The organism is Tepidiforma thermophila (genome assembly GCF_002563855.1).
Lineage (GTDB): Bacteria > Chloroflexota > Dehalococcoidia > Tepidiformales > Tepidiformaceae > Tepidiforma > Tepidiforma thermophila.
Genome location: NZ_PDJQ01000001.1, coordinates 600,273 through 621,049, shown reverse-complemented (window position 1 = coordinate 621,049; position 20,777 = coordinate 600,273). Strand labels below are relative to the sequence as shown.

The window sequence follows — 20,777 nt, the reverse complement described above, 5'->3', positions numbered from 1 at the left end:
GAGCGCGTTCTAACCCATAGGGCGGAGCTATCGGTGGGGCGGCTGCTATGGGCTGGCACGGCGGTGAAGGCCGCGCGTAGAATGAAGCCCACGTGCTCCCTGGGCCCATCCCCGCGGGCTCCAGCATTCCATGCACCCGGGATGTTCGAAGATGGAAGATGTCGTCATCACGAGCGGTGTGCGCACCGCGATCGGCCGGTTCCAGGGCTCGCTCGCCGATGTGCCGGCCTCCGACCTCGCCGCCCATGTCATCCGCGAGGCGGTGAACCGCGCGGGGGTCGAACCCGACCGGGTCGACCACGTGGTCATGGGCATTGTCGGGCAGGTTGCCGAGGACGCCTACCTCTCCCGCCACGCGGCGGTGAAGGCGGGCCTGCCGATCGGCACGCCGGCGATGAACGTGAACCGGATCTGCGGTTCCGGGCTCGAGGCGATCAATACCGCGTCGCGCCTCATCCAGAGCGGGGATGCCGGGGTGGTCGTCGCCGGCGGCGCCGAGAACATGACGCGGATGCCGTTCTACCTCCGCAAGGCGCGGCAGGGGTACCGGCTCGGCCACGACTCGATCGAAGACGGCATCATCCACATGCTGAGCGACCCCTTCAAGGGGTACCACATGGGCATCACGGCGGAGAACCTCGCCGAGCGGTTCGAAGTGAGCCGCGAGGCGCAGGACGCCTTCGCCGCCGAGAGCCAGCGGCGCGCCCTCGCCGCCATCGAAGCGGGCCGGTTCAAGGAGCAGATCGCCCCGATCACCATCCGCGTCGGCAAAGAGGAGAAGGTCTTCGATACCGATGAGCACCCGCGGGCCACGACCGTGGAGGCGCTGGCCAAGCTCCGCCCGGCCTTCAAGGAGGGCGGCGTGGTGACGGCCGGCAACGCCAGCGGCATCAACGACGGCGCCGCCGCACTCGTCCTGATGAGCGCGAGCAAGGCGAAGGAGCTGGGCGCCCGCCCGCGGATGCGGATCGTCGCCCGGGCCGAGGCCGGCGTCGACCCGGCGATTATGGGCTCCGGCCCGATCCCGGCGATCCGGAAGGCGCTCGAAAAGGCGCAGATGACCCTCGACCAGATCGACTGCATCGAGCTGAACGAGGCGTTCGCCAGCGTCTCCTGCGCCTGCGCGAGCGAGCTCTGCCTCGACCCCGAGAAGGTGAACCCGAACGGCGGCGCCATCGCGCTCGGCCACCCAATCGGCGCGACCGGCGCCATCCTGACGGTGAAGCTGATGTACGAGCTGGAGCGCACGGGCGGCCGCTACGGCATCGTCAGCCTCTGCATCGGCGGCGGGCAGGGCATCGCCACCATCTTCGAACGGCTCGACTGACCCGGCCGTCCGGCGAATGCAGCGGGGCCGCCTGGTGGCGGCCCCGTTTTGGTGTGCTCCGGCTCACGGCGCACCCGGCCAGGGCGGGACGCGGAGCCTGGCGGTTCAGCCTGCGGCGTTCTCCCCGGCGCGGCGCGCCGCCTGCTGCTGGTGGACCACCTTCGCGCAGCGGTCCTGGATGGCGGCGAGGCCGGCCGCCCGCGCCCGCTCGATGCCGGCGTCGTTGGTGATGCCCTCCTGCAGCCAGACGCACTTTGCGCCGATGGCGATGGCGTCGTCGATCACCTCGTCGGTATCGGCAGGGCGGACGAAGACGTCGACGAGGTCGACGGGCCCGGGAATGTCGCGCAGGGAGGCGTAGGCCCGTTCGCCGAGGATTTCGTCGGCCGGGAAGCGCCCCCGGTGGACCGGGATGACCCGGTAGCCGTTTTCTTTGAGGTAGCTGGCGATCCGGTAGGCCGGGCGGTCGGTGCGGCTGTCGAGGCCGACGACGGCGATGGTCTTCGCGTTCATCAAGAGGTCGATGGCGGCCTGGTCAGCGGCTGCGGTCATGGCGCTTCCTCCGTGGCCGGGGCCGTTCCCCGGCGGGTTTGGTGACCGGCTGGCCGGTCTCGAGGTCGATTTCGACCAGCTCCCAGCCCGCGGGCAGGTCGAGCCGGGCGCCGGTCATTGCGGCGACCGCCTGACCGACGGCGAGGGTGCGGTCCATGCCGTCCTCCTGGCCGTAGGCGGGCACGGGGACGTTGCAGATGGGCAGGCGTTTGCCGCTCTTCTTGACGAGGATAAGGGAGAACTGGCGGAGGTCATCGGGGAGGTCGTGCCAGCGGTCGGGCTGGTCGCCTTCGATGCAAATTTCGAGGTGGTCGATTTTCGCGAAGGGGACGAGCTCCCTGGTGCCGATGCCCATGCCGAGGTAGCCCTGCTGCCAGGTGGCCGAGCCCTTTCGCCGATCGATGACGACATCGGCGCCGACGAGGGCGCCGACGAGCCCCATGACCGAGACGGGCACGAGGATGATGAGGACGAGGAGGAGGATGACCAGCAGCCAGAAGGGGAGGGCGGGGCCGCGGTCGACCATGAACCAGCCGATGGCGAACGAGACGAGGAGGCCGATGAGGGGGAGGATGACGGTGCCGCGGGCGCTCTTGATTTCGATGCGGTCGTCGCCGATGACGGCCATCGAGCGGTGGAGGAGGACGGTCTTGCGTCCGTCGCGGCGCTGTTCGACGACGTGCCCGGGGAGGTCGGTGACCATGTCGTGGTTGATCGTCGAGGGTCGGGGGGCGGGCGGTCAATGCGCTCGGGGGCGTCAGCGGCCTTCGAGCATGTAATCGGGCGGCACCTCGCGGGTGGCGACCCCGGCATCGATCGCCGCGCCGGCGACGGCCCGGGCCACCCGCCGATGAACGGCGCGGTCGAGCGGCGGGGGAAGCAGCTGCCCGGGGGGAGCGCTCTGCACGATCGCCTCGGCGGCGGCCCGGAAGATCGCCGGGACGAACTCGCGGACGCCGGCATCGAGCCCGCCCCGGCAGAGCCCGGGGAACGCAAGCATGTTGTTGGTCGCCCGGCCGTCGGTGGCCAGCGCGGCGCCGGCGGCCATCGCCACGTCGCGCTCGATCTCGGGGACGGGGTTGGAGAGGGCGAGGATCACCTGTCCGCGGCGGACCATGGCCGGCTCGATAAGGCCCGGTCGGCCCGTTGTCGCCACCACGAGGTCGCAGGTGGCCATGATGGCGGCGAGGTCGGAGGGTTCGCCGCCGGCGGCGCGGAACCGTTCGATGGCGCCCGGGTCGAGGTCGGCGCCGAGGACGGGGCGGCCGAGGTAGTCCATGAGCGCGCGGGCGATTGCGGTGCCGGCGGCGCCGAGGCCGATGCAGCCCACCCGGCAGCGGGCGAGGTCGAGCCCGGCCAGTCCCGCAGCGCCGATGACGGCGGCGAGGACGACGGCTGCGGTGCCGTGCTGGTCATCGTGGAAGACGGAGATGCCGGCTGCCCGGAGGCCGGCTTCGACCTCGAAGCAGCGCGGCGCGGCGATATCTTCGAGCAGGACCAGCCCGAAGCCGTGCGCAACGGTCGCGATCGCCTGCACGAGCTCGCTTGTGGGCACGGCCCCGGCCGCCAGCGGGACGCAGCTGACGTCGACGAGCTCAGCGAGGATGGCGGCCTTCCCTTCGAGGATCGGGAGGGCGGCGAGCGGCCCGAGGTTGCCGAGCCCGAGGATGGCGGTGCCGTCGGAAACGATGGCGACGGTGCTCGCGCGCATAGTGTAGTGGTCGGCCAGCTCCGGTTCGGCGGCGATGCGGCGGGCGACTTCGCCGACGCCGGGCGTGTAGACGCGGCGGAGGTCGGCCTCGCTGGCGATGGGGTGGCGGGCGCGGATGACGAGCTTGCCGCCGACGTGGAGGTCGAGCACCTCGTCGCGCACTTCGAGCACATGGGCCTCGCCGGTGGCGTCGATGGCGCGGATGGCCGGCTCGATCTCGGCCGCGTCGGCGAAGCCGATTTCGATATCGCGGACGCGGCTGAGGGGGCCCATGAAGACGGTGCGGAGGTCGCCGATAGAGGCGCCGTGCTCGGCGAGGATGGCGAGGACGCGGGCGAGGACGCCGACGTGGTTGCTGGTGCGCACGCGGAACGTGCGGAGCACCATCGGGCGGGGTTCGACGGAATCGGGCATGCGAGGGCCCCGGGACGCGATATTCCAAGTTTCGCCCGGCGCCGGCCTCCGGGCGACGAGCCAGGGTCAGGCCGGGCGGCGGCACACCCCCTGCAGCAGCCCGAGGCGGCCGTCGGCCATGCAGGCCGCGAGATTGGCGACCCGCTGCTCCATCCCGGCGCCCATCACCGCGCGGAGGGAGAAGGGGCTCGACGTATCGGGACGGCCGACGGGCGGCGGGGGCTGGTTCCAGGCCTCGATGACGAAGCCGACCTCCTCCAGCAGCGCGCGGGTCGCCCCGGCATCGAGGAGGAAGCTGATTGCGGGGTCGCCCGCCCAGGGCAGCGGGTAGGCCGGCTCGGCCGGGTTCGGCCCGCGGATGACATCGAAGAAGGCGAACCGCCCGCCGGGCCGGAGCACCCGGTACGCCTCGGACCAGAAGGCGCGCCGGTCGGCGATGTTCATCGCCGCGTGCTGGGTGAAGACGACATCGAAGTTGGCATCGGCGAAGGGGAGCGCCGTCGCATCGGCCACGCGGAAGGCGGCCCGTTCGCCGAGCCCGCAGGCCTCGGTCAGCACCGCAGCCGAGCGGACAAACTCGGGCGAGAGGTCGACGCCCGTGACCTCGCAGCCGAACTCGGCGGCGAGCACGCGGGCGGGGCCGCCGAGGCCGCAGCCGAGGTCGAGCACGCGGTCGCCGGGGCCGATGCCGGCGAGGCGGGCGAGTTCGCGGGTGGCGCGGAGGCCGCCCATGTGGAACTGGTCGGCGGGGGCGAGCGCGGCCGGGGTAAGCGGGTGGACGCCGGCCGCGCGGGCGGCCTCAAGGATGCGCTCGGCGAGCGCCTCTCCGCGGTAGTGCGCGAGGACGTCGTCGGTGCCCATGTGCAAAACCTCCCGCCGGCGGCCTGCCGGCATGCTAGGCCCGGCGGCGCTCCGCGGCCTGGACGAGCCGGCCGAGGGCGAAGGCGGCGCGCTCCACGCTCGGGAAGACGGCGATGCCCCGGGCGACGAAGTCGTCGCGGACCTCGTCGACGAGGGCGCGGTGGTCGCGGTTGCGCGTCTCCGTGGGCCCGAGGACGACGGCAACCGGCTTCGTGCTGGCGGCGGCGATGGCGGCGAGCCGGCCGCAGGCGTGCTTCAGCCGGTCAGCGGCATCGGGCCGGCCGAAGAACCAGTCCTCGCCGACGTTGGCGATGGCGAGGTCGTAGTGGTCGCCTTCGAGCATCAGCTCGAGCAGGCCGTTCGAGGAGAGGCCGCTGCCGGCGAGGATCGACTGGTCGACCGGGTTGCCGACCCAATCGGCGAGCATGGGGGCGCGCTCGCGGACCCGTTCGCGCACGGCATGCGGGAGGGGCACGACCTCGAAGCCGTTCTCTTCGGCGGCATCGGCCGACTGGACGCTGCGCCCGCCGCCGCCGCCCACGATGGCGATCCGCCGGCCGGCGGGCGGGCGGAGGAGCGCGGCGCCGACCATGAGGTCGAGGAGCTGGTCCTGGTTCCGGGCTTCGATGGCGCCGGCCTGGCGGAGGACGGTGCTCCAGAGCTCGGCCTGGCCGGCGAGGGCGGCGGTGTGGGAGGCCGCGGAGCGGGCGCCGGCGCGGGTGCGCCCGGCCTTGTGGATGATGACCGGCTTGCGGGCGGCGGCAGCGCGCAGTCCTTCGTAGAAGCCGCGGCCGTCAGGCACGCCTTCGACGTAGCCGCCGATGACCGTCGTCTCAGGGTCGTCGGCAAGGTAGCGGAGGAGTTCGCCCGGCGTGATATCGAGCCCGTTGCCGTAGTTGACGACCTTGCCGAAGGCGAGGCCGCGGGCGTTGCCGCGGGTGATGACCTCGACGGCGTTGTTGCCGGACTGGCTGAGGAAGGCGACGCCGCCCCGGTCGGTCGGCAAGTCGGGCCGGAAGGAGAGGCCGCCGGCCGGGTGGTAGAGGCCCATGCCGTTCGGGCCGAGGATGCGCACTCCGAGCTCGGCCGCGCGGCGGGCGATCGCCTGTTCGAGGCGGGCGGCCTCGGCGTCGCCGGTTTCGCTGAACCGGCCGGTGAAGAGGTGGAGGAAGCGGACGCCTTTTTCGCCGCAGTGTTCGACCAGCTCCGGGACGGCGGGGGCCGGCACGCAGGAGATGACGAGGTCGACCTGGCCGGGCACCTCGCGCAGGGAGGGGTAGGCGCGGAGGCCGGCGACCGTGTCGGCCTTCGGGTTGATGGGGTAGATGGGGCCGCTGAACCCCTGCCGTTTGATCGCTTCGAGGTAGTCGTGGCCTGGGCTGTCGACGTTGGTGGAGGCGCCGGCGACAGCAACGGAGCGGGGACGGAAGAGGAGGTCGAGGTCGGGCGTCGAAGGGAACCGGGTCACGCCCGGATTGTACGGGAGGGGCGGCTTGCGGGGTTGCGGACGCGGGCGGGCAGCGTAGCATCCGCGGCACACCGACGCTGCGCCCGACGGAGGACCACCTGTGACGCTTCCGCCCCCGCTCGACCAGTACGCGCTGCTGCGCGGCCTCCGCTTCCACTACCGGGAATGGCCGAACCCCGGGCGGCCCCCGCTCGTGCTGCTGCACGGGTTCACCGGGCACGCCCGCTCGTGGGACACCTTTGCGGCGGCAATGCAGCCGCAGTTCCACCTCTACGCGCTCGACCAGCGCGGCCACGGGGAAAGCGCCTGGGCCGACGACTACACGGCCGATGCCATGGTCGAGGACCTGCGCGCCTTCGCGCAGGCGCTGCGGCTGGAGCGGTTCGCGCTGCTCGGCCTCTCGATGGGCGGCCGCAACGCCTACCTCTTTGCGGCCCGCTACCCCGGGGCGGTCGAGCGGCTGGTCATCGTCGATATCGGCCCCGAGGTCCACGCAGCCGGGGCCGCGCGCATCCAGTCGGGCGTGCGTGCGCCGGACATCTTCGCCTCGCCGGAGGAGGCGGTCGAACGGGCGCTCCGGGCGAACCCGAACGCCGACCCCGCCGAGGCGCGCCGCCGCACGCTGAACAACCTCCTCCTCCTGGAGGACGGGACCTGGACGTTCCGGTACGACCGCGCCTTCCGCGATGGGACGCGGCCGATCAGCCGGCCGGACCCGGAGGCTTCGTGGCGGGAGCTCGCGAAGATTGCTGCGCCGACGCTGCTCGTCCGCGGCGAGCGGAGCGACGTGCTCGCGCCGGAGGTTGCGGCCCGGATGGCGGCGACGATCCCGGACTGCCGGCTGGTGGAGGTGCCGGGGGCGGGGCATTCGATCCCGCTCGAGCGGCCGCAGGGGTTCCTCGAGGCGGTGCGGCCGTTCCTGCTCGGCTGAGCCGTCAGGCCCCGGGCGAGGCTGCGGGGCGGGGCAGGAGGTCGGCCGGCTGCCCGACCCTGCGGAGGAACCGCGCCCGGTCGAGCTCGGCGAGGAGGAGGAAGCCGCCGACGAGCAGCGCCATGGCCGCGAGGGTGACGCGGGCGCCGGCGTAGGTGGTGCCCACGCCGAGGGCGAGCAGCGGCAGGGAGATCGCCGTCTCGGTGAGGGTGAGCTGGACGGCGAAGACGCGGCCGTGCTGGCCGGCCGGGGCCGTCTCGGTGAGCGCGACGCGCCCGGCGATGAGGAGCCCGGAAAGGGAGACCCCAAGCAGGAAGGCGACGGGGATGGCGACCGCGAAGGTGGTGTTCATCGAGGCTTCGAGGCGGGCCACCGGCGGGATGTGGCTGTACTGGGCGACCGCGGTGATGCCGTAATCGAGGGCGGTGAGCGCCGCCAGCGCAACCAGCAGGCCGAGGAGCCCGAGCCTGAGCACCTCGTGGGCGCGGGCAAGGGTCAGCTCGCGGCTGCACCACCAGAGCCCGGCCAGCACGCCGAGGACCCCGGGCGCGAAGAGGTACGCCATCGCCTCCCAGCCGAGGCCGAGGTCGCGCTCGAGGTAGAAGGGGAGGGCGACGACGATCCCTTTCGAGACCACCATCTTCAGCCCAAGGGCGACGAGGGCGTAGCGGGCGAGCGATTCGCGGCCGAAGAAGGCGATCGTCTCGCGGAAGCTGAGGGCGGCCCGGGCGCTGCCGGCAGCGAACGCCCGGGCCAGCGGTGCAACCCGCACGGCCAGCACCACGGTCAGTGCGAAGAGGAGGGACATGCCGACCGCAGCGCCGATCACCATCGCCGTGGGACCGCCGAGGAAGTAGAGCGCGGGCGCGAGCACGAGCATCCCCGCGGCCTGGCCGGCGTACTGGAGCGCCGCCAGCCAGGAGTGGACGCGGCCGACATGGCTCGCCTGGAGCGGCCGGACGAGGGCGAGCTCGGCCGGGGTGAAGACCTGGGAGCCGGTGGAGTAGAGGAAGGCGAGCACCCAGGCGCTGGTGCCGCCATCGAGGAGCCAGGTGCCGGCGGCCACCGGCAGGAAGCGCAGGAGCGCCCCGAAGGCGTAGCCCCTGCCCGGGCCGAGCCGGTCGGCAATCGACCCGCCCGGCAGGCCGAGCAGGATGGAGGGCAGGAGCATGGCGATGAAGAGGCTCGAGAGGTCGAGCGCAGGCTTCGCTCCGGTGCCGGCGACGAGGAAGAGCGCGGCCAGCCAGATGTTCTGGGACGTTTGCGCGGTGAACCGCGCGGCGTAGCTCAGGGCGCGTTCGAAGCGAAGCGATGACGGCTCGCGGGAATCCATCCCGTTCCCCCGTGACAGTCCGGTGGCCGCGCCGGGTGCGGTGCGGCCGGTGGCCTCGAGAGACGGGAGGTGCCGGTTCCGCGTCTCTCCCAAGAGCCTGCGAGGTTAGCTGACGGGTTCGGCATTGGGAGTTGCCTACGCGCCTGCGCGCGATTCACCCCGTGCGTTGGGTCCCCCGCTCTCCGCGTGGGCGGAGATTCGGCTTCGCACAGTATACGCCGCCCGTGATCGGCCGGTTTGCACACGGTTCACGAACGGCGAACGACCAGTCCCCGGCCGGTGCCGCGGAGACAGCCGCTCAGCGCGCCCGGCGCACCCCGAAGACGACGGGCGTCCCCTCCAGGTCCTCCTCGGCGCGGGCCGCATCGGCGGGCGGCTCCTCGCTGCGAAGTTCGAGCGCGAGCGTCTCGCCGCGGATGTAGGCGCCGTGGCGCTCCAGCACGCGGGCGACATCGGCGTCGCCGGCAACCCAGGCGATGATCCGGTCGGCGAGCTCGAAGCCGGCCTCGCGGCGGAGGTCCTGCAGCCGGCGGACGATTTCGCGGGCGAGCCCCTCATCGGCAAGCTCGGGCGTGATGGCCGTCGTGACGGCCACGGTGTAGCCGGCCTCCTGTGCGGCGGCGTACCCCTCGCGGTCCTGCGCCTGGAGGAGGATGTCGCCGGGCTCCAGCTCGATGCCGGCGACGGTGACGGTGCGCCCGCGGCGGACGGCGGCGGCGACCTCGGCGGGGTCCATCGCCGCCAGCCCCTGCCGGATGGCGCCGACCGCCTGCCCGTGCTTCGGCCCGAGGACCGGGAGGTTCGGCTTGACGTCGTAGGCGACGACGGCGGTCTCGTCCTCGACGATGCGGAGCGCCTTCGCGTTCAGCTCTTCGAGCACAAGGTGCCGGTTGCGCTCGACGACCGCGGCTTCGGCGGGGTCGCGAAGCCTGACGAGCACCTCGGCGACCGGCTGGCGCACCTTGATCTGGACCTTCGCGCGGGCCGCGCGCCCGAGGGAGCAGAGCCGCTTGATGAGCTGTGTCTCGGCGTTGAGGCGGGCGTCGATGCGCGCCGGGTCCGGCTCGGGCCACGCCGCGAGGTGGACGCTCTCGGGCGCGGCGGGGTCGACGGTGCGGACGAGGTTCTGCCAGAGCTCCTCGGCGACGAACGGCGTGAACGGCGCCAGCAGCTTCGCGAGGGTGGTGAGGGCTGCGTAGAGCGTTTCGTAGGCGCTCTGCTTGTCGGCGTCGCCCTCGGTAGCGCCGCGCCAGAAGCGGCGGCGGGAGCGGCGGACGTACCAGTTCGACAGGTCGTCGACGAATGCTTCGATGGCGCGGGCGGCGTCGGTCGGGTCGTACGCCTCCAGCTCATCGGTGACTTTGACAATGAGGGCGTTCAGCTCGCTCAGGAGCCAGCGGTCGATTTCGGCGGCCGGCTCCCAGCGGCCGGAGGGGCGGAAGCCGTCGATGCTGGCGTAGCTGACGAAGAAGCTGTAGGTGTTCCAGAGGGTGAGGAGGAAGCGGCGGAGCCCCTCTTCGACGAGGCCGGCGCTGAAGCGGCGGGGCGAGCCGGCGGGGCTGGCGGCGTACATGTACCAGCGGGTGGCATCGGCGCCGTGGCGGTCGATGACGGTCCACGGGTCGACCGTGTTGCCCCGGCTCTTCGACATCTTGTTGCCCTTTTCGTCGTTGATGTGGCCGAGGCAGATGACGTTGCGGTAGGCGATGCCGTCGGGGATGGCGCCGGCGGCGTGGAGGAGCGTGGCCTCGGCGTGGAGGGTGTAGAACCAGCCGCGGGTCTGGTCGATCGCCTCGCAGATGAAGTCGGCCGGGAAGTGGCGCTGGAACTCCGTCTCGTGCTCGAAGGGGAAGTGCCACTGGGCGTAGGGCATGGCGCCGCTATCGAACCACGCGTCGGCCACCTCGGGGACGCGCCGGGCGGTGCCGCCGCAGGCCGCGCAGCGGATGGTGATGGCATCGACGAAGGGGCGGTGGAAGTCGTCGAGGGCACGGGCGGCCTCCGGGTCTTCGGCCCGTTCGATAAGCTCGGCGCGGGAACCGATGCAGGCCGTCTCGCCGCAGGCATCGCACCGCCAGAAGGGGAGGGGCGTGCCCCAGTACCGCTCCCGGCTGACGGCCCAGTCGATGTTGTTCGCGAGCCAGTTGCCGAAACGGCCGTGCTTGATGTGCTCGGGGTACCAGTTGATCCGTTCGTTGCCGGCGAGGAGCTGCTCGCGGAGGGCCGTGGTGCGGAGGTACCAGCTCGGCTTGGCGTAGTAGAGGAGCGGGGTGCCGCAGCGCCAGCAGAAGGGGTAGGTGTGGCGGATGGTGCCCTTCTTGAGGAGCAGGCCGCGCTCCTCGAGGTCGCGCTCGATGTCGCGGTCGGCCTGCTTGGCGAATTTGCCGGCGCCGGGCAGGCCCTCGGCCATGATGCCGCGGAGGTCGATCGGCTGGGCGAAGAGGAGGCGGTAGTGCTTGCCCTCTTCGAAGTCCTCGCCGCCGAAGGCCGGGGCGATGTGGACGATGCCCGAGCCGTCTTCGAGCGAGACGTAGTCGGCCGCGATGACCCGGCGGAGGCCATCGGTCGATTCGCCGGGCGCGAGCGGGCGGAGGCGGCCGTCGTCGCCGAAACGGCGGACCGGGTGGCCGAGCAGCTCGGGCCGGTAGAGCGGTTCATAGGCGATGCCGACGAGCTGCTCGCCGCGGAGCGAAGCGGCCGGCTGCGCGCCCTCGCCGAGCACGCGCGGGGCGAGGGCTTCAGCGAGCACCACGGCCTCGTCGCCGAGGTCGTAGACGCCGTAGGAGGCATCGCTCTTGACGGCGAGGGCGACGTTGCCGGGGAGCGTCCACGGGGTGGTGGTCCACGCCACGAGGGCGAGCGGCCTGTCGGTGCGGAAGCCTGCGGCGGCGAGGGCATCGCCGGGGATGCGGAACTTCACGAAGACGGAGGGGTCGGGCACGTCGTCCTGGTAGCCGAGGGCGACTTCGTGGTCGCTGAGGCTGGTACCGCAGCGGGGGCAGTGGGGCGTGGAGCGGTAGTCCTGGTAGACGAAGCCGGCATCCCAGAGCTGCTTGAAGATCCACCAGCAGGTTTCGATGTAGCCATTGTCGTAGGTGACGTAGGGGTTGTCGTAATCGGCCCAGAAGGCGATCCGCTCGCTCAGGCGGGTCCACTCTTCGACGTAGCGGGAGACGGACTCCTTGCACTTCTCGTTGAAGGCGGCGATGCCGTACTCCTCGATCTCGGGCTTGGATTTGAGGCCGAGCTCCTTTTCGATTTCGAGTTCGACGGGAAGGCCGTGGGTATCCCAGCCGCCTTTGCGGGGGACGCGGTAGCCGCGCATCGTCTTGTAGCGCGGGATGAGGTCTTTGAAGACGCGGGAGAGGACGTGGTGGATGCCGGGGCGGGCGTTGGCCGTGGGCGGGCCTTCGTAAAAGACGAAGAGGCGGTCTTCCGGGCGCTGCTCGATGCTCTTTTCGAAGATGCGGTGCTCCTTCCAGAACTGGAGGATGCGCGCTTCGAGCTCGGGGAAACTGACCTTTGGGTCGACAGGACGGAACACGGTGGCCTCCGGTGCAGGACGCAGCGTTGACGCCACAGGGTGCGAATGAGAAGGCCGCGGCGGGCGGCGGTATCGTACCCTTCGGCGAGATGGATGCGCGCATGGAGGCCCGGACACGACAACGCGCGCCTGCCCCCGCTCCAGGGACGAGCGCGCGCGCCCGCGGTACCACCCTGGTTCCCGCCGTGCGGCGGGCACTCATGGGGCGCCAGCACGCCCCTGCCCCTGGTAACGGTGGGCCTCCGCCCGGGTCTACTGGGCGCGCGGGGCGCCGTTCGGCCGGGGGCTCGGGAGGGATGTTCGCGCTGCCGTGCCGTGCCCCCTTCCACCCGCCGGGGCTCGCTGGACGGCCGATGCGGCGCTACTCGTCTCCGTCATCGCCGATGGGCTCCACTACAGCAGCGCCCGAGGGGGAATGTCAATGCTGACCCGGCGGCGGCTGCTTGCCGGCTTCCTCGCTGCGGCGGCGTTCGCGGGGTTCGGCGCCGCCTGCTCGGGGAACACTCCCTCCGACAGCTACGCGCGCCCGGTCGAGACGCCGGAGCCGACACCGACGCGGCCCGTGCCGACGCCCGAGCCGACGCCGGAGCCGACGGAGTTCCGGGTCGCCTTCATCAACCTGATGAGCCCGATCCAGACCGACGCGAATGACCCCATCGCCGGCGACACCTTCGAGCAGCGGCTCCAGCTCGTCATCGACGAGCTGCGGAGCTACCGGCCCGACCTCGTCGGCTTCAGCGAGGCCACGTGGACGGCGAAGCACGGCTCGGCAGTGGCGAAACTCGCCGCCGAGCTGAAGATGGAGCCGCTCTTCGTGCAGGCGAACCCGTGGTTCGCTGGCCGCACCGAGCAGCAAAACCGGGAGCTCGCAAGGCAGATCGGCTTCGAGGAGGGCGAGCTGGTGCTCGTCCGCAGCGACCGGTGGGTGGTGCTGGGCGCGACGCCGGCATGGCTGAACCCGCGCACGAGCGAGACCGAAGGGCGGGCCGCGCTCCACGTCCGCATCAAGGGGCCGCCGGCGCTGGGCACCGTCGACGTCTTCATCACCCACCTCACCGGCGGAGGCGAACGGCTGCGCGGCCAGCAGGCGGAATCGTTCGCCGAGTTCGTGCGGAAGCAGCGGACCGGCGGGCCGGCGATCATCCTCGCCGACCTTTCCGATCCGCCGGGCTCGCCCGCCTACGAGGCGCTGATTGGCCTCGGTTTCGAGGACCCGCTGGCCGGCATCGACCCGCCGACCTGCTGCCGCCCGGGCGTCATCGGCGAGCAGCCGGAGCCGACGGTACGGACGTCGTTCATCCTCTCGGCAGGGTGGCGGGCCTCGGTGGCGGCCGCGTTTGCGACGAAGCCGGGCCGGCTGCCGGACGGCCGCCCGCTCTATGCGAGCGACCACAACGGGGTCTGGGCGCTTTTCCCCGTGCCGAAGCGGAGCGGCCAGTAGCCCGCGCGGACGCGCGCCGGCTGCCCTAGAATGCCCCCACGCTGCCGGGGGGACGCGCATGGCCTTTACCGACCGCTACGGGCTCGAACTTTCCACCACCTCGCCGCGAGCCGCCGAGGCGTACTGCCGCGGGCTCGACCACGCGCTCGCCGCCGAAGCCGAGGCCGAGGCCTGCTTCCGCGAGGCACGGCTCGAGGACCCGGGCTTCGCCCTCGCCCACATCGCCGAGGCGCGGATGCTCCAGTTCCGGGCACGGCCGGCCGAAGCCCGCGAGGCCGCCGACCGCGCCCTGCAGGTGGTCGGCGGGGCGACCCGGCGGGAGCGCCAGCACGTGGACGCCATCGCGACCGCCGTGGCGGGCGACCCGCGCGGCGCGCTCGAGAAGGTCCGGGCCCACGTGGCGGAGTTCCCGCGCGATGCCTTCGTGCTCTCGCAGGCCACGGGCGTCTACGGGCTCATCGGCTTCAGCGGGCGGCTGGAGCGGAACGAGGAGCAGCTCGCCCTGCTCGAACCGCTCGCCGGGGCCTACGGCGATGACTGGTGGTTCCTTTCGCAGATCGCCTTTGCCTACAACGAGCTGTTCCGCCACCGCGAGGCGCAGCAGGCCGTGGAGCGTTCCCTCGCCGGGAACCCGCGCAACGGCCACGCCTCCCACACCGTCGCTCATATCGCCTACGAGACCGGCGACGCCGAGGGCGGCGCGGCCTTCCTGCGGGAGTGGCTCGTCGGCTACGACCCGGCCCACCAGCTCTACGTCCACAACCACTGGCACCTCGCCCTCTTCGAGCTGGCGGCCGGGAACTTCGAGCGGGTCATGGAGCTGTACGACCGGGTCATCCGGCCGTCGGTGGCCACCTCACCGCCGCTGGGCACCATCGCCGATGCCGCCTCGCTCCTCTGGCGCTGCACCCTCACCGAGCGGCCGGCAGCCGACCTCCCGTGGGCCGAGGTTGCCGCGTACGCCGCAGACCGGTTCCCGCGGCCCGGGACTACCTGGGCCGATGCCCATTGCCTCATTGCCTGGTGCGCGGTGAACGACACCGACCGCCTGACGATGCTGGTCGGCCAGCTGCGCGACCGGGTGGCCGGCGGGAAGGTGTACGCCGGGCCGGTGCTCGTGACGCTGGCCGAGGGGTACCTCGCCTTCGCCCATGGCGACTGGGACCGGGCGGCGAACCTCTTCCAGCTGGCGCGGCCGGAGGTCATCCGGCTCGGCGGCAGCCATGCCCAGCGCGACGTCTTCGAGGAGACGCTCATCGAGGCGTGCGCGCGGGCCGGCCGGCTCGAACAGGCGCGGACGATCCTCGAGGAGCGGCTCGACCGGCGCCCGAACGGCCGCGACCGCCGCTGGCTGGAGCACATCACCGCGCGGGAGGCAGCGACCGCCTGAGCCGGCGGCCCCGGCGGTTGCCTCTACCCCGCGCTTCCGGCCACAATCGGGCCAGCATGGCCGACTTTTCGCTTCCCGCACCGTACGAACCGCAGAAATCGAGCTACATCCACGACCGGGCGACCCGCCCGAAGCGCCCGCCGATCGACTGGCGGGAGCTCACGGGCCGCTTCTGGGGCCTGGGGATGGGCGTCGCCTTCTCGGTCATCTTTACGGTGGCGCTCTTCGAGCTGCGCGATTCGTGGGACAACCACCGCGATTGGCTCGTGATGCTGATTCCATTTTTTGCGATTGCCGGGCTCGCCTTCGGCCACCTGATGTACCGCGGGAAATGGGAGGCGCTGGCCGTGCCCGGCGGCTTCCTGCTGCTCACGGGCATCTTCACCGTCTCGGTCTTCCTCGGCGACATCGACGGGATGAGCCGGGACACGCGGCGGATCGTGGCCGCGCTCGGCGGCATTTCGATGGCGCTGACCATCGTCTCGGCGATCGTGGCCCTCCTCTGGGTTGAGTTGCGCGAGCCGGCCAAGGCGCCGCCGCCCCAGCTGTAAGCAGGACCGCACCGGGCGCATCGCCCCCAACGCCCCCTGGTGATAGATTCCTCAAATCTGTTCGCCCGGGGGGTTTTTGCTGAATGACCAGCCTTTCCATTCCCGCCACGATGGATGACGTCACGCCGGAGTGGCTGACCGCCGCGCTGCGCGAGCGCGGCCACCTGCGCGAGGCCCGCGTCGTCGAGGCCCCACGCCAGCGGATCGGCGAAGGCGTCGGCATCCTCGGCGAACTCGCCCGCATCACCCTCGTCTACGACCGGGAGGAGCCGGGCGCGCCGCAGACGCTGATCGCCAAGATCCCGACGGCGGACCCCGGCGGCCGGGGTGTGGCCCACATGCTCGGCTTCTACGAGAAAGAGCGCCGCATCTACGACGAGCTGGCCCACCGGATCGGCGTCCGCAGCGCCCGGGCGTACTACACGGCCGGCGACCCCGAATCGGTACAGTACATCATCCTGATGGAGGACCTCGCCGGGCTGCGCCTGGGCGACCAGGTGGCCGGGGCCTCGGCCGAGGAGTGCTTCACGCTCGCGCGCGAAATCGGGAAGCTGCACGCCCGCTGGTGGAACGCGCCTGAGCTGGCCGCGCTCGACTGGATCCCGCGCGGGAACGACCCCGTCAACCTGATGGCCGCCGTCGCCTTCGCGCAGGCCGTCGAACCGTTCCTCCAGAACTTCGGCGGCGAACTGAGCGAGTTCGAGCGCGGCCTCGTCCTCCGGTACATGCACCGGATGAACCCGATGCAGGACCGCTTCTCGCAGGTACCGGAGACGCTCTGCCACGGCGACCTCCGCCTCGACAACGTCTTCTGGGGCAGCCCCGAGGGCGACGCGCCGCTCACGCTGGTCGACTGGCAGATCGCCGTCAAAGCGCGCGGCCCGTACGACATCGGCTACTTCATGAGCCAGTCGGTCGATACGCCTGTCCGCCGGGCGCACGAGCGCGACATCGTCCGCGCGTATTACGACACGCTGTTGGAGCACGGCGTGCGGGACTACAGCTGGGAGCAGTGCTGGGACGACTACCGGATGACCGTCATGTGGTGCCTCACCTACCCGGTGGTCTCGTGCGGGTCGATCGACCTGGCGAACGAGCGCGGGCTGGCGCTGGCCCGGGCGATGCTCCGGCGGGCCCTGGATGCGATCCTCGACCTCGAGGCGTACGACGTGCTGGATACGCTGGAGGAGCGGCCCCATCCGCTGGTGCTCGAGGCGGCAGCGGCCCGGCAGCAGGGCTAGGGCGCAGGGTAGAGGAGGACGAGGAGCGTTTCGATCGCCTCGGCGATGCGCGGCCCGGGCGCGCGCAGGAAGAGCATCCGGTCGAGCACGTGCACCCGGCCGTCCCGGACTGCGGGCGTCGTCGCCCAGGCCGGGTCGCTCCGGATGAGCGTGTCGAGGCCGCCGTCGGCGGCCGGGAGCACCAGCACGACATCGGGCGCGAGGAGCGCGGCCTGGCCGACATCGATAACGCCGAACCCGGGCAGCGGGCCGCCCTCGGGCGGGTTCGCGAGGGCGTTCTCGGCGCCGAGGATGCTCAGCAGGTTGCCCACGTAGGTGGCGGGTCCGGCGGCGAAGGTGTCGCGGCCGGCGCCGGTGAGCACGAGCACGCGCGGGCCGGCGGCCCCGCGGCGCTCCCGGGCGGCCAGCGCGGCGGCGACAACGCGCGCTTCGACGTCGCCGCGGAGGGCAGCCGCCTCCTCCTCCCGGCCGACGGCCGCGCCGAGCCGCTCGATGGCATCGAGAATCGAGAGGTAGTCCGCGGCCTTTACGAGGTAGACGGGCACAGTGAAGCGGTCGAAATCGGCGATGCGCGCGCCCTGCACGGCGGCGTCGCCGATGACGAGGTCGGGCGCGAGGGCGGCGATGGCGGGGAAGTCGGGGTTGAGCGTGCTGCCGACCGGCTGCGCCCCGGCCGCCGGGGGGATATCCGAGGGTTGCCCGATGACCTCGAGCCCGAGGGCACGGGCGTAATCGGCTGCGGCGGGCGCGGTGACCACCACGCGCTCCACCCGGGCGGGGAGGCGCACCGCGCGGCCGGCCATATCGGTCACGACGCGGTCGCCGGCCGGGGCGCTGCCGGCGAGGGTGGGGGTCGGCGTGGGGCGGGGCGGCGCCTGCTGCCGCTCGGAGCCGCAGGCAGCCCCGGCGAGCAGGAGCGCGGCCGCGAGCGCCGGGAGCAGCCGCCTCATGCCTGCGCGGCCGCGAGGCGCCGGTCGGCGCCGATGGCGAGGAGGTAGTGGCCGGCGGCTGTCTGCTGGCCACGGGCCGTGGCGAGGAGGGCGGCCACATCGGCCGGGGTATCGAGGTCGAGCTGCAGCTCGCGGTTCGGGCTTTCGATGACGCGCATCCCTGCAGCGCGGGCAGCTGCCGCGTGCCGTTCGAAGCTGCCCGGCCCGTAGGCGAGCGCGAAGCGGCCCGGCGGGTGGAGGAGCATGGCGTTGGTGCCGCCATCGCGGCTGCGGACCATCACCACGCAGCCGGGCCCCTCGTCCTCCGCCTCGAGCGTCTCGATGGTCCAGCCCCGAACCAGCGGCAGGTCGGCGTGGAGGATGAGCAGCCGGTCGGCGACGGTGCCGTCGGCGCGCAGCCGTTCGATGGCGCGTTCGAGCTGGGCGTTCAGCCCCTGCACGGCCGGGTCTTCCGGGAGGACGCGGTAGCGGCCGGCCATCCGCTCAATGACCCGCGGGTCGGCCGTGAGGATGACGGCAGCGGCGCCGGCGGCGTGGGCCGCCGTCTCGGCGGTGATGAGCGCGAGCTCCTCCCGCTCGGCCTCGGTGAGAAGCGGGGCGAGGCGGCCTTTCGCCTGTTCGAGCCGGTTGACGGGGATGAGGACCGGGAGCGTCACGGGGCAGCCTCCAGTGCGGCGAGGACCGCAGCGGCGAGCGCGCGCTTCCGCTCGGGGGTCGTCATCAGCGTCTCGGTGACGAGGGCGCGCATGCCGAGCGCCTCGACCTCCGGCGCGAGCCCAGCATCGGCCGTATCGAGCACGAACAGGTCGATGAGCCCGCGGTAGAGCCGGGCCACGCCGAGGGCGGAGACCTCGTGGCCGAGCGAGGCGAGCATCTTCGCGGCCGGGCCCTTGACGACCTGCCCGGCGATGATGGGGCTGACGGCGGCCCGGCGGGCGCGGGTGCCGGCCAGCGCCTCGCGGATGCCGGGCACGGCGAGGATCGGTCCGATGCTGACGAAGGGGTTGCTGGGCGCGAGGATGACGGCCCGGGCCTCGCGGATCGCTTCGAGCACGCCCGGGGCCGGGCGGGCCGCCTCCGCGCCGGCGAAGCGGAAGCCGCGGACCTCCACCTCCGTCCGCAGGCGGACCATGTACTCCTGGAACGGCAGCTCGCCCTCCGGCCCTTCGATGAGCGTGCGGACCGGGTCGTCGCTCATCGGCAGGAGGCGCACCTCGAGGCCCCAGGCGCGGGCGAGTTCGGCGGCGATGCGGTGCATCGGCCAGCCCTCGCGCAGGAGGCGGGTCCGGTGGAGCGACATCGCGAGGTCGCGGTCGCCGAGGTTGAACCAGCGCGGGTAGCCGAACCGTTCGAGCGCCTCGACAACGGCGAAGGTATCGCCGGCGAGCCCCCAGCCGGTCTCGGGGTTCACGGCGCCGGCGAGGGCGTAGATGACGATGTCGGTATCGGGCGAAACGTGCAGGCCGGCGAAGTCGAGGTCGTCGCCGGTGTTGGAGATGACGGTGATCTCCCGCTGGGGGACGGCCGCGGCGAGCCCCTGCAGGAAGCGGGAGGCCCCGACGCCGCCGGCAAGGACCGTGTACATGGCGGGCTCCATGCTACCGCCCGGGCCGCATGGCCGCGATCAGGCGGGGGCCGCCGCCGGCTCGCGGGGCGGTGCGGGCGCGGATGCAGCCGGCGCGGCCGCGGCGGGCGCGGCAGCGGGCGCGCGGCGGGCGGCGCCGGCTTCGAGCGCGGCGACGAGCGCGAGCAGCAGCCAGAGGTACGGCTCCTCGAACAGCCGCCCCTCGGACTGCGACTGGAAGAGGATTTCGACGAAGGCGGCGATCAGCCAGCCGCCCAGCATCCGCTCGAAGGGGTCGCCGGCGCTGCGATAGATGCGGACCGCGGCAGCGCCGACCCGGCCAGCGAAGAAGGCGAAGGCGACGACGCCGACCAGCCCCCACTCGGCGAGGATGCTGATGAACGAGGTGTGGGAGAGCGAGGTCTTCGCCCAGTAGGGCATCACGGAGTTGTAGGCGACGAGCAGGGCGTTCTGGTAGCTGCCGGTGCCGACGCCGACGAGCGGGTTATCCTTCCACATCTCCCAGCCGGCGCGGATGAGGAACTGGCGGACGCCGAGGACGACATCGACGCCGCCCGCGAGCGAACGGACGCGGGCCGCATCGGCGCCGCCCTGGACCAGGAGCAGGCCCAGGAGTGCGGCCAGCGTGCCGAAGGCGGCCACGGTGATGCGCGTTTTCGTGTAGCGCGGCACGGGCGCGAGGACCACAACGATGAAACTGGCCAGCAGCATGCCAAGCCAGCCGGAGCGCGAGGCGGTGGCGATGAGCGCCGGGGCGGAAAGCAGGAGCGCCGGCGCTGCGAGGTAAACCGTCAGCCGCCGCGGCCCGAGGGCGAGGAGGCCGGCGGCGGCCAGCGCGATGGTGATGGCGAGCAGCCGGGCCAGGTTGTTCGGGTCGGCGAAGGTGGCGTTCGCGCGGTAGCTGTAGGCATCGGACTGCACGAGGATGGCCCGCCACTGGAAGACGCCGAGCAGCCGCTGGGCCACGGCCAGGAGCGAAAGCCCGATTGCCGCAAGGAAGAACGCGGCGAGAATCCGCTCGAGGTCGCGCCGGTCGTCAATGAGCGACGGCGCGGCGAAGACGAACCCCACATACAGCACCAGGATGAGCACGGCGTTGTTCGGCCGCTGCAGGTCGGCCCAGGCGAGGCCGACGATCGACAGGAAGAGGATGACGAGCGCCGGGAGGAGTACACGGCTCGGCGGAAGGAGCCGCCGGGGATCGTACCGGGCGCGCCAGGCGGCGACCACGATAGTGGCCGCCATGGCGGCCTTGCCGGGGTTGAGCATCGCGCGGATGGCGCCCCCGACGCCGCTTTCGCCGAGCGTGTCGACCGCCTGTGTCTGGAGGTATTCGACGGGGAGGCCGATGACGACCGCAGGGATGAGCAGCTTCGGCTCGCGGAGGATGACGACGGCGGCGAACAGCGCCGCCTGCACGAAGACCACGAGCGCGAGGTCGGGGTGGGGCACGCGCACCTCGTGAAGTGCTTCACAAT

General features: G+C 72.3%; 17 protein-coding genes and 1 riboswitch. Of the genes, 6 read left to right on the top strand and 11 right to left on the bottom strand.

Annotated elements, in window-relative coordinates:
• Positions 1-151 precede the first annotated feature (151 nt).
• Positions 152-1,327 (top strand): thiolase family protein, encoded by a 1,176-nt coding sequence (locus tag A9A59_RS02930; protein WP_098502855.1) that lies wholly within the window; start codon positions 152-154, stop codon positions 1,325-1,327.
• A gap of 105 nt (positions 1,328-1,432) precedes the next feature.
• On the opposite strand, the gene A9A59_RS02925 is transcribed toward A9A59_RS02930, so the two are convergent.
• The 5 genes from A9A59_RS02925 to A9A59_RS02905 all read right to left on the bottom strand — a co-directional run bounded on the left by A9A59_RS02925 (position 1,433) and on the right by A9A59_RS02905 (position 6,333).
• On the bottom strand, positions 1,433-1,879 hold the full coding sequence (locus tag A9A59_RS02925) for a CoA-binding protein (RefSeq protein ID WP_098502854.1): 447 nt from the start codon (positions 1,877-1,879) through the stop codon (positions 1,433-1,435).
• Positions 1,863-2,582: a hypothetical protein gene (locus A9A59_RS02920; protein ID WP_098502853.1), complete on the bottom strand. Its 720-nt coding sequence runs from the start codon at positions 2,580-2,582 to the stop codon at positions 1,863-1,865. The genes A9A59_RS02925 and A9A59_RS02920 overlap by 17 nt, the downstream gene beginning before the upstream one ends.
• A 54-nt stretch (positions 2,583-2,636) precedes the next feature.
• Positions 2,637-4,004: an NAD-dependent malic enzyme gene (locus tag A9A59_RS02915; protein WP_098502852.1), complete on the bottom strand. Its 1,368-nt coding sequence runs from the start codon at positions 4,002-4,004 to the stop codon at positions 2,637-2,639.
• 66 nt (positions 4,005-4,070) lie between these two features.
• On the bottom strand, positions 4,071-4,865 hold the full coding sequence (locus A9A59_RS02910; protein ID WP_165772461.1) for a class I SAM-dependent methyltransferase: 795 nt from the start codon (positions 4,863-4,865) through the stop codon (positions 4,071-4,073).
• 34 nt (positions 4,866-4,899) lie between these two features.
• Entirely contained in the window at positions 4,900-6,333 is a 1,434-nt protein-coding gene (locus A9A59_RS02905; protein WP_165772460.1) for an acetate--CoA ligase family protein, read from the bottom strand.
• 100 nt (positions 6,334-6,433) lie between these two features.
• On the opposite strand from A9A59_RS02905, the gene A9A59_RS02900 reads away from it, so the two are divergent.
• Positions 6,434-7,264: an alpha/beta fold hydrolase gene (locus A9A59_RS02900; protein ID WP_098502849.1), complete on the top strand. Its 831-nt coding sequence runs from the start codon at positions 6,434-6,436 to the stop codon at positions 7,262-7,264.
• A 4-nt stretch (positions 7,265-7,268) separates the two neighbouring features.
• Here the strand turns inward: A9A59_RS02900 and A9A59_RS02895 are convergent, their stop codons facing one another.
• Both A9A59_RS02895 and ileS read right to left on the bottom strand, forming a co-directional pair.
• Positions 7,269-8,597, bottom strand: coding sequence for an MFS transporter (locus A9A59_RS02895; RefSeq protein WP_098502848.1), 1,329 nt, complete (start codon positions 8,595-8,597; stop codon positions 7,269-7,271).
• Positions 8,598-8,676: 79 nt separating this feature from the next.
• Positions 8,677-8,811: riboswitch (cyclic di-AMP (ydaO/yuaA leader) on the bottom strand.
• Positions 8,812-8,895: 84 nt separating this feature from the next.
• The gene (gene ileS / locus A9A59_RS02890) at positions 8,896-12,141 is read right to left on the bottom strand and encodes an isoleucine--tRNA ligase (RefSeq protein ID WP_098502847.1); all 3,246 of its coding nucleotides are present in this window, start codon (positions 12,139-12,141) and stop codon (positions 8,896-8,898) included.
• A 415-nt stretch (positions 12,142-12,556) separates the two neighbouring features.
• Between ileS and A9A59_RS02885 the strand changes: the two genes are divergently transcribed.
• From A9A59_RS02885 to A9A59_RS02870, 4 genes are all read left to right on the top strand, one after another.
• Entirely contained in the window at positions 12,557-13,582 is a 1,026-nt protein-coding gene (locus A9A59_RS02885; RefSeq protein WP_133117487.1) for an exonuclease/endonuclease/phosphatase family protein, read from the top strand.
• 58 nt (positions 13,583-13,640) lie between these two features.
• Positions 13,641-14,972, top strand: a complete 1,332-nt coding sequence (locus tag A9A59_RS02880) for a tetratricopeptide repeat protein (protein ID WP_098502845.1) — start codon at positions 13,641-13,643, stop codon at positions 14,970-14,972.
• Positions 14,973-15,028: 56 nt separating this feature from the next.
• The gene (locus A9A59_RS02875; RefSeq protein ID WP_098502844.1) at positions 15,029-15,523 is read left to right on the top strand and encodes a hypothetical protein; all 495 of its coding nucleotides are present in this window, start codon (positions 15,029-15,031) and stop codon (positions 15,521-15,523) included.
• An 83-nt stretch (positions 15,524-15,606) separates the two neighbouring features.
• Positions 15,607-16,764: a phosphotransferase gene (locus tag A9A59_RS02870; protein ID WP_098502843.1), complete on the top strand. Its 1,158-nt coding sequence runs from the start codon at positions 15,607-15,609 to the stop codon at positions 16,762-16,764.
• On the opposite strand, the gene A9A59_RS02865 is transcribed toward A9A59_RS02870, so the two are convergent.
• The 4 genes from A9A59_RS02865 to A9A59_RS02850 are packed head-to-tail and all read right to left on the bottom strand — an operon-like array spanning position 16,761 to position 20,751.
• Positions 16,761-17,714, bottom strand: a complete 954-nt coding sequence (locus A9A59_RS02865; protein WP_098502842.1) for an ABC transporter substrate-binding protein — start codon at positions 17,712-17,714, stop codon at positions 16,761-16,763. The genes A9A59_RS02870 and A9A59_RS02865 overlap by 4 nt on opposite strands.
• Positions 17,711-18,370 (bottom strand): 2-phospho-L-lactate guanylyltransferase, encoded by a 660-nt coding sequence (cofC, locus tag A9A59_RS02860; protein WP_098502841.1) that lies wholly within the window; start codon positions 18,368-18,370, stop codon positions 17,711-17,713. Before cofC ends, A9A59_RS02865 begins: the two co-directional genes overlap by 4 nt.
• On the bottom strand, positions 18,367-19,299 hold the full coding sequence (gene cofD, locus A9A59_RS02855) for a 2-phospho-L-lactate transferase (protein ID WP_098502840.1): 933 nt from the start codon (positions 19,297-19,299) through the stop codon (positions 18,367-18,369). Before cofD ends, cofC begins: the two co-directional genes overlap by 4 nt.
• 39 nt (positions 19,300-19,338) lie before the next feature.
• Complete coding sequence (locus tag A9A59_RS02850; protein WP_133117486.1) at positions 19,339-20,751, bottom strand: O-antigen ligase family protein; 1,413 nt, start codon at positions 20,749-20,751, stop codon at positions 19,339-19,341.
• Between the last annotated feature and the right edge of the window lie 26 nt (positions 20,752-20,777).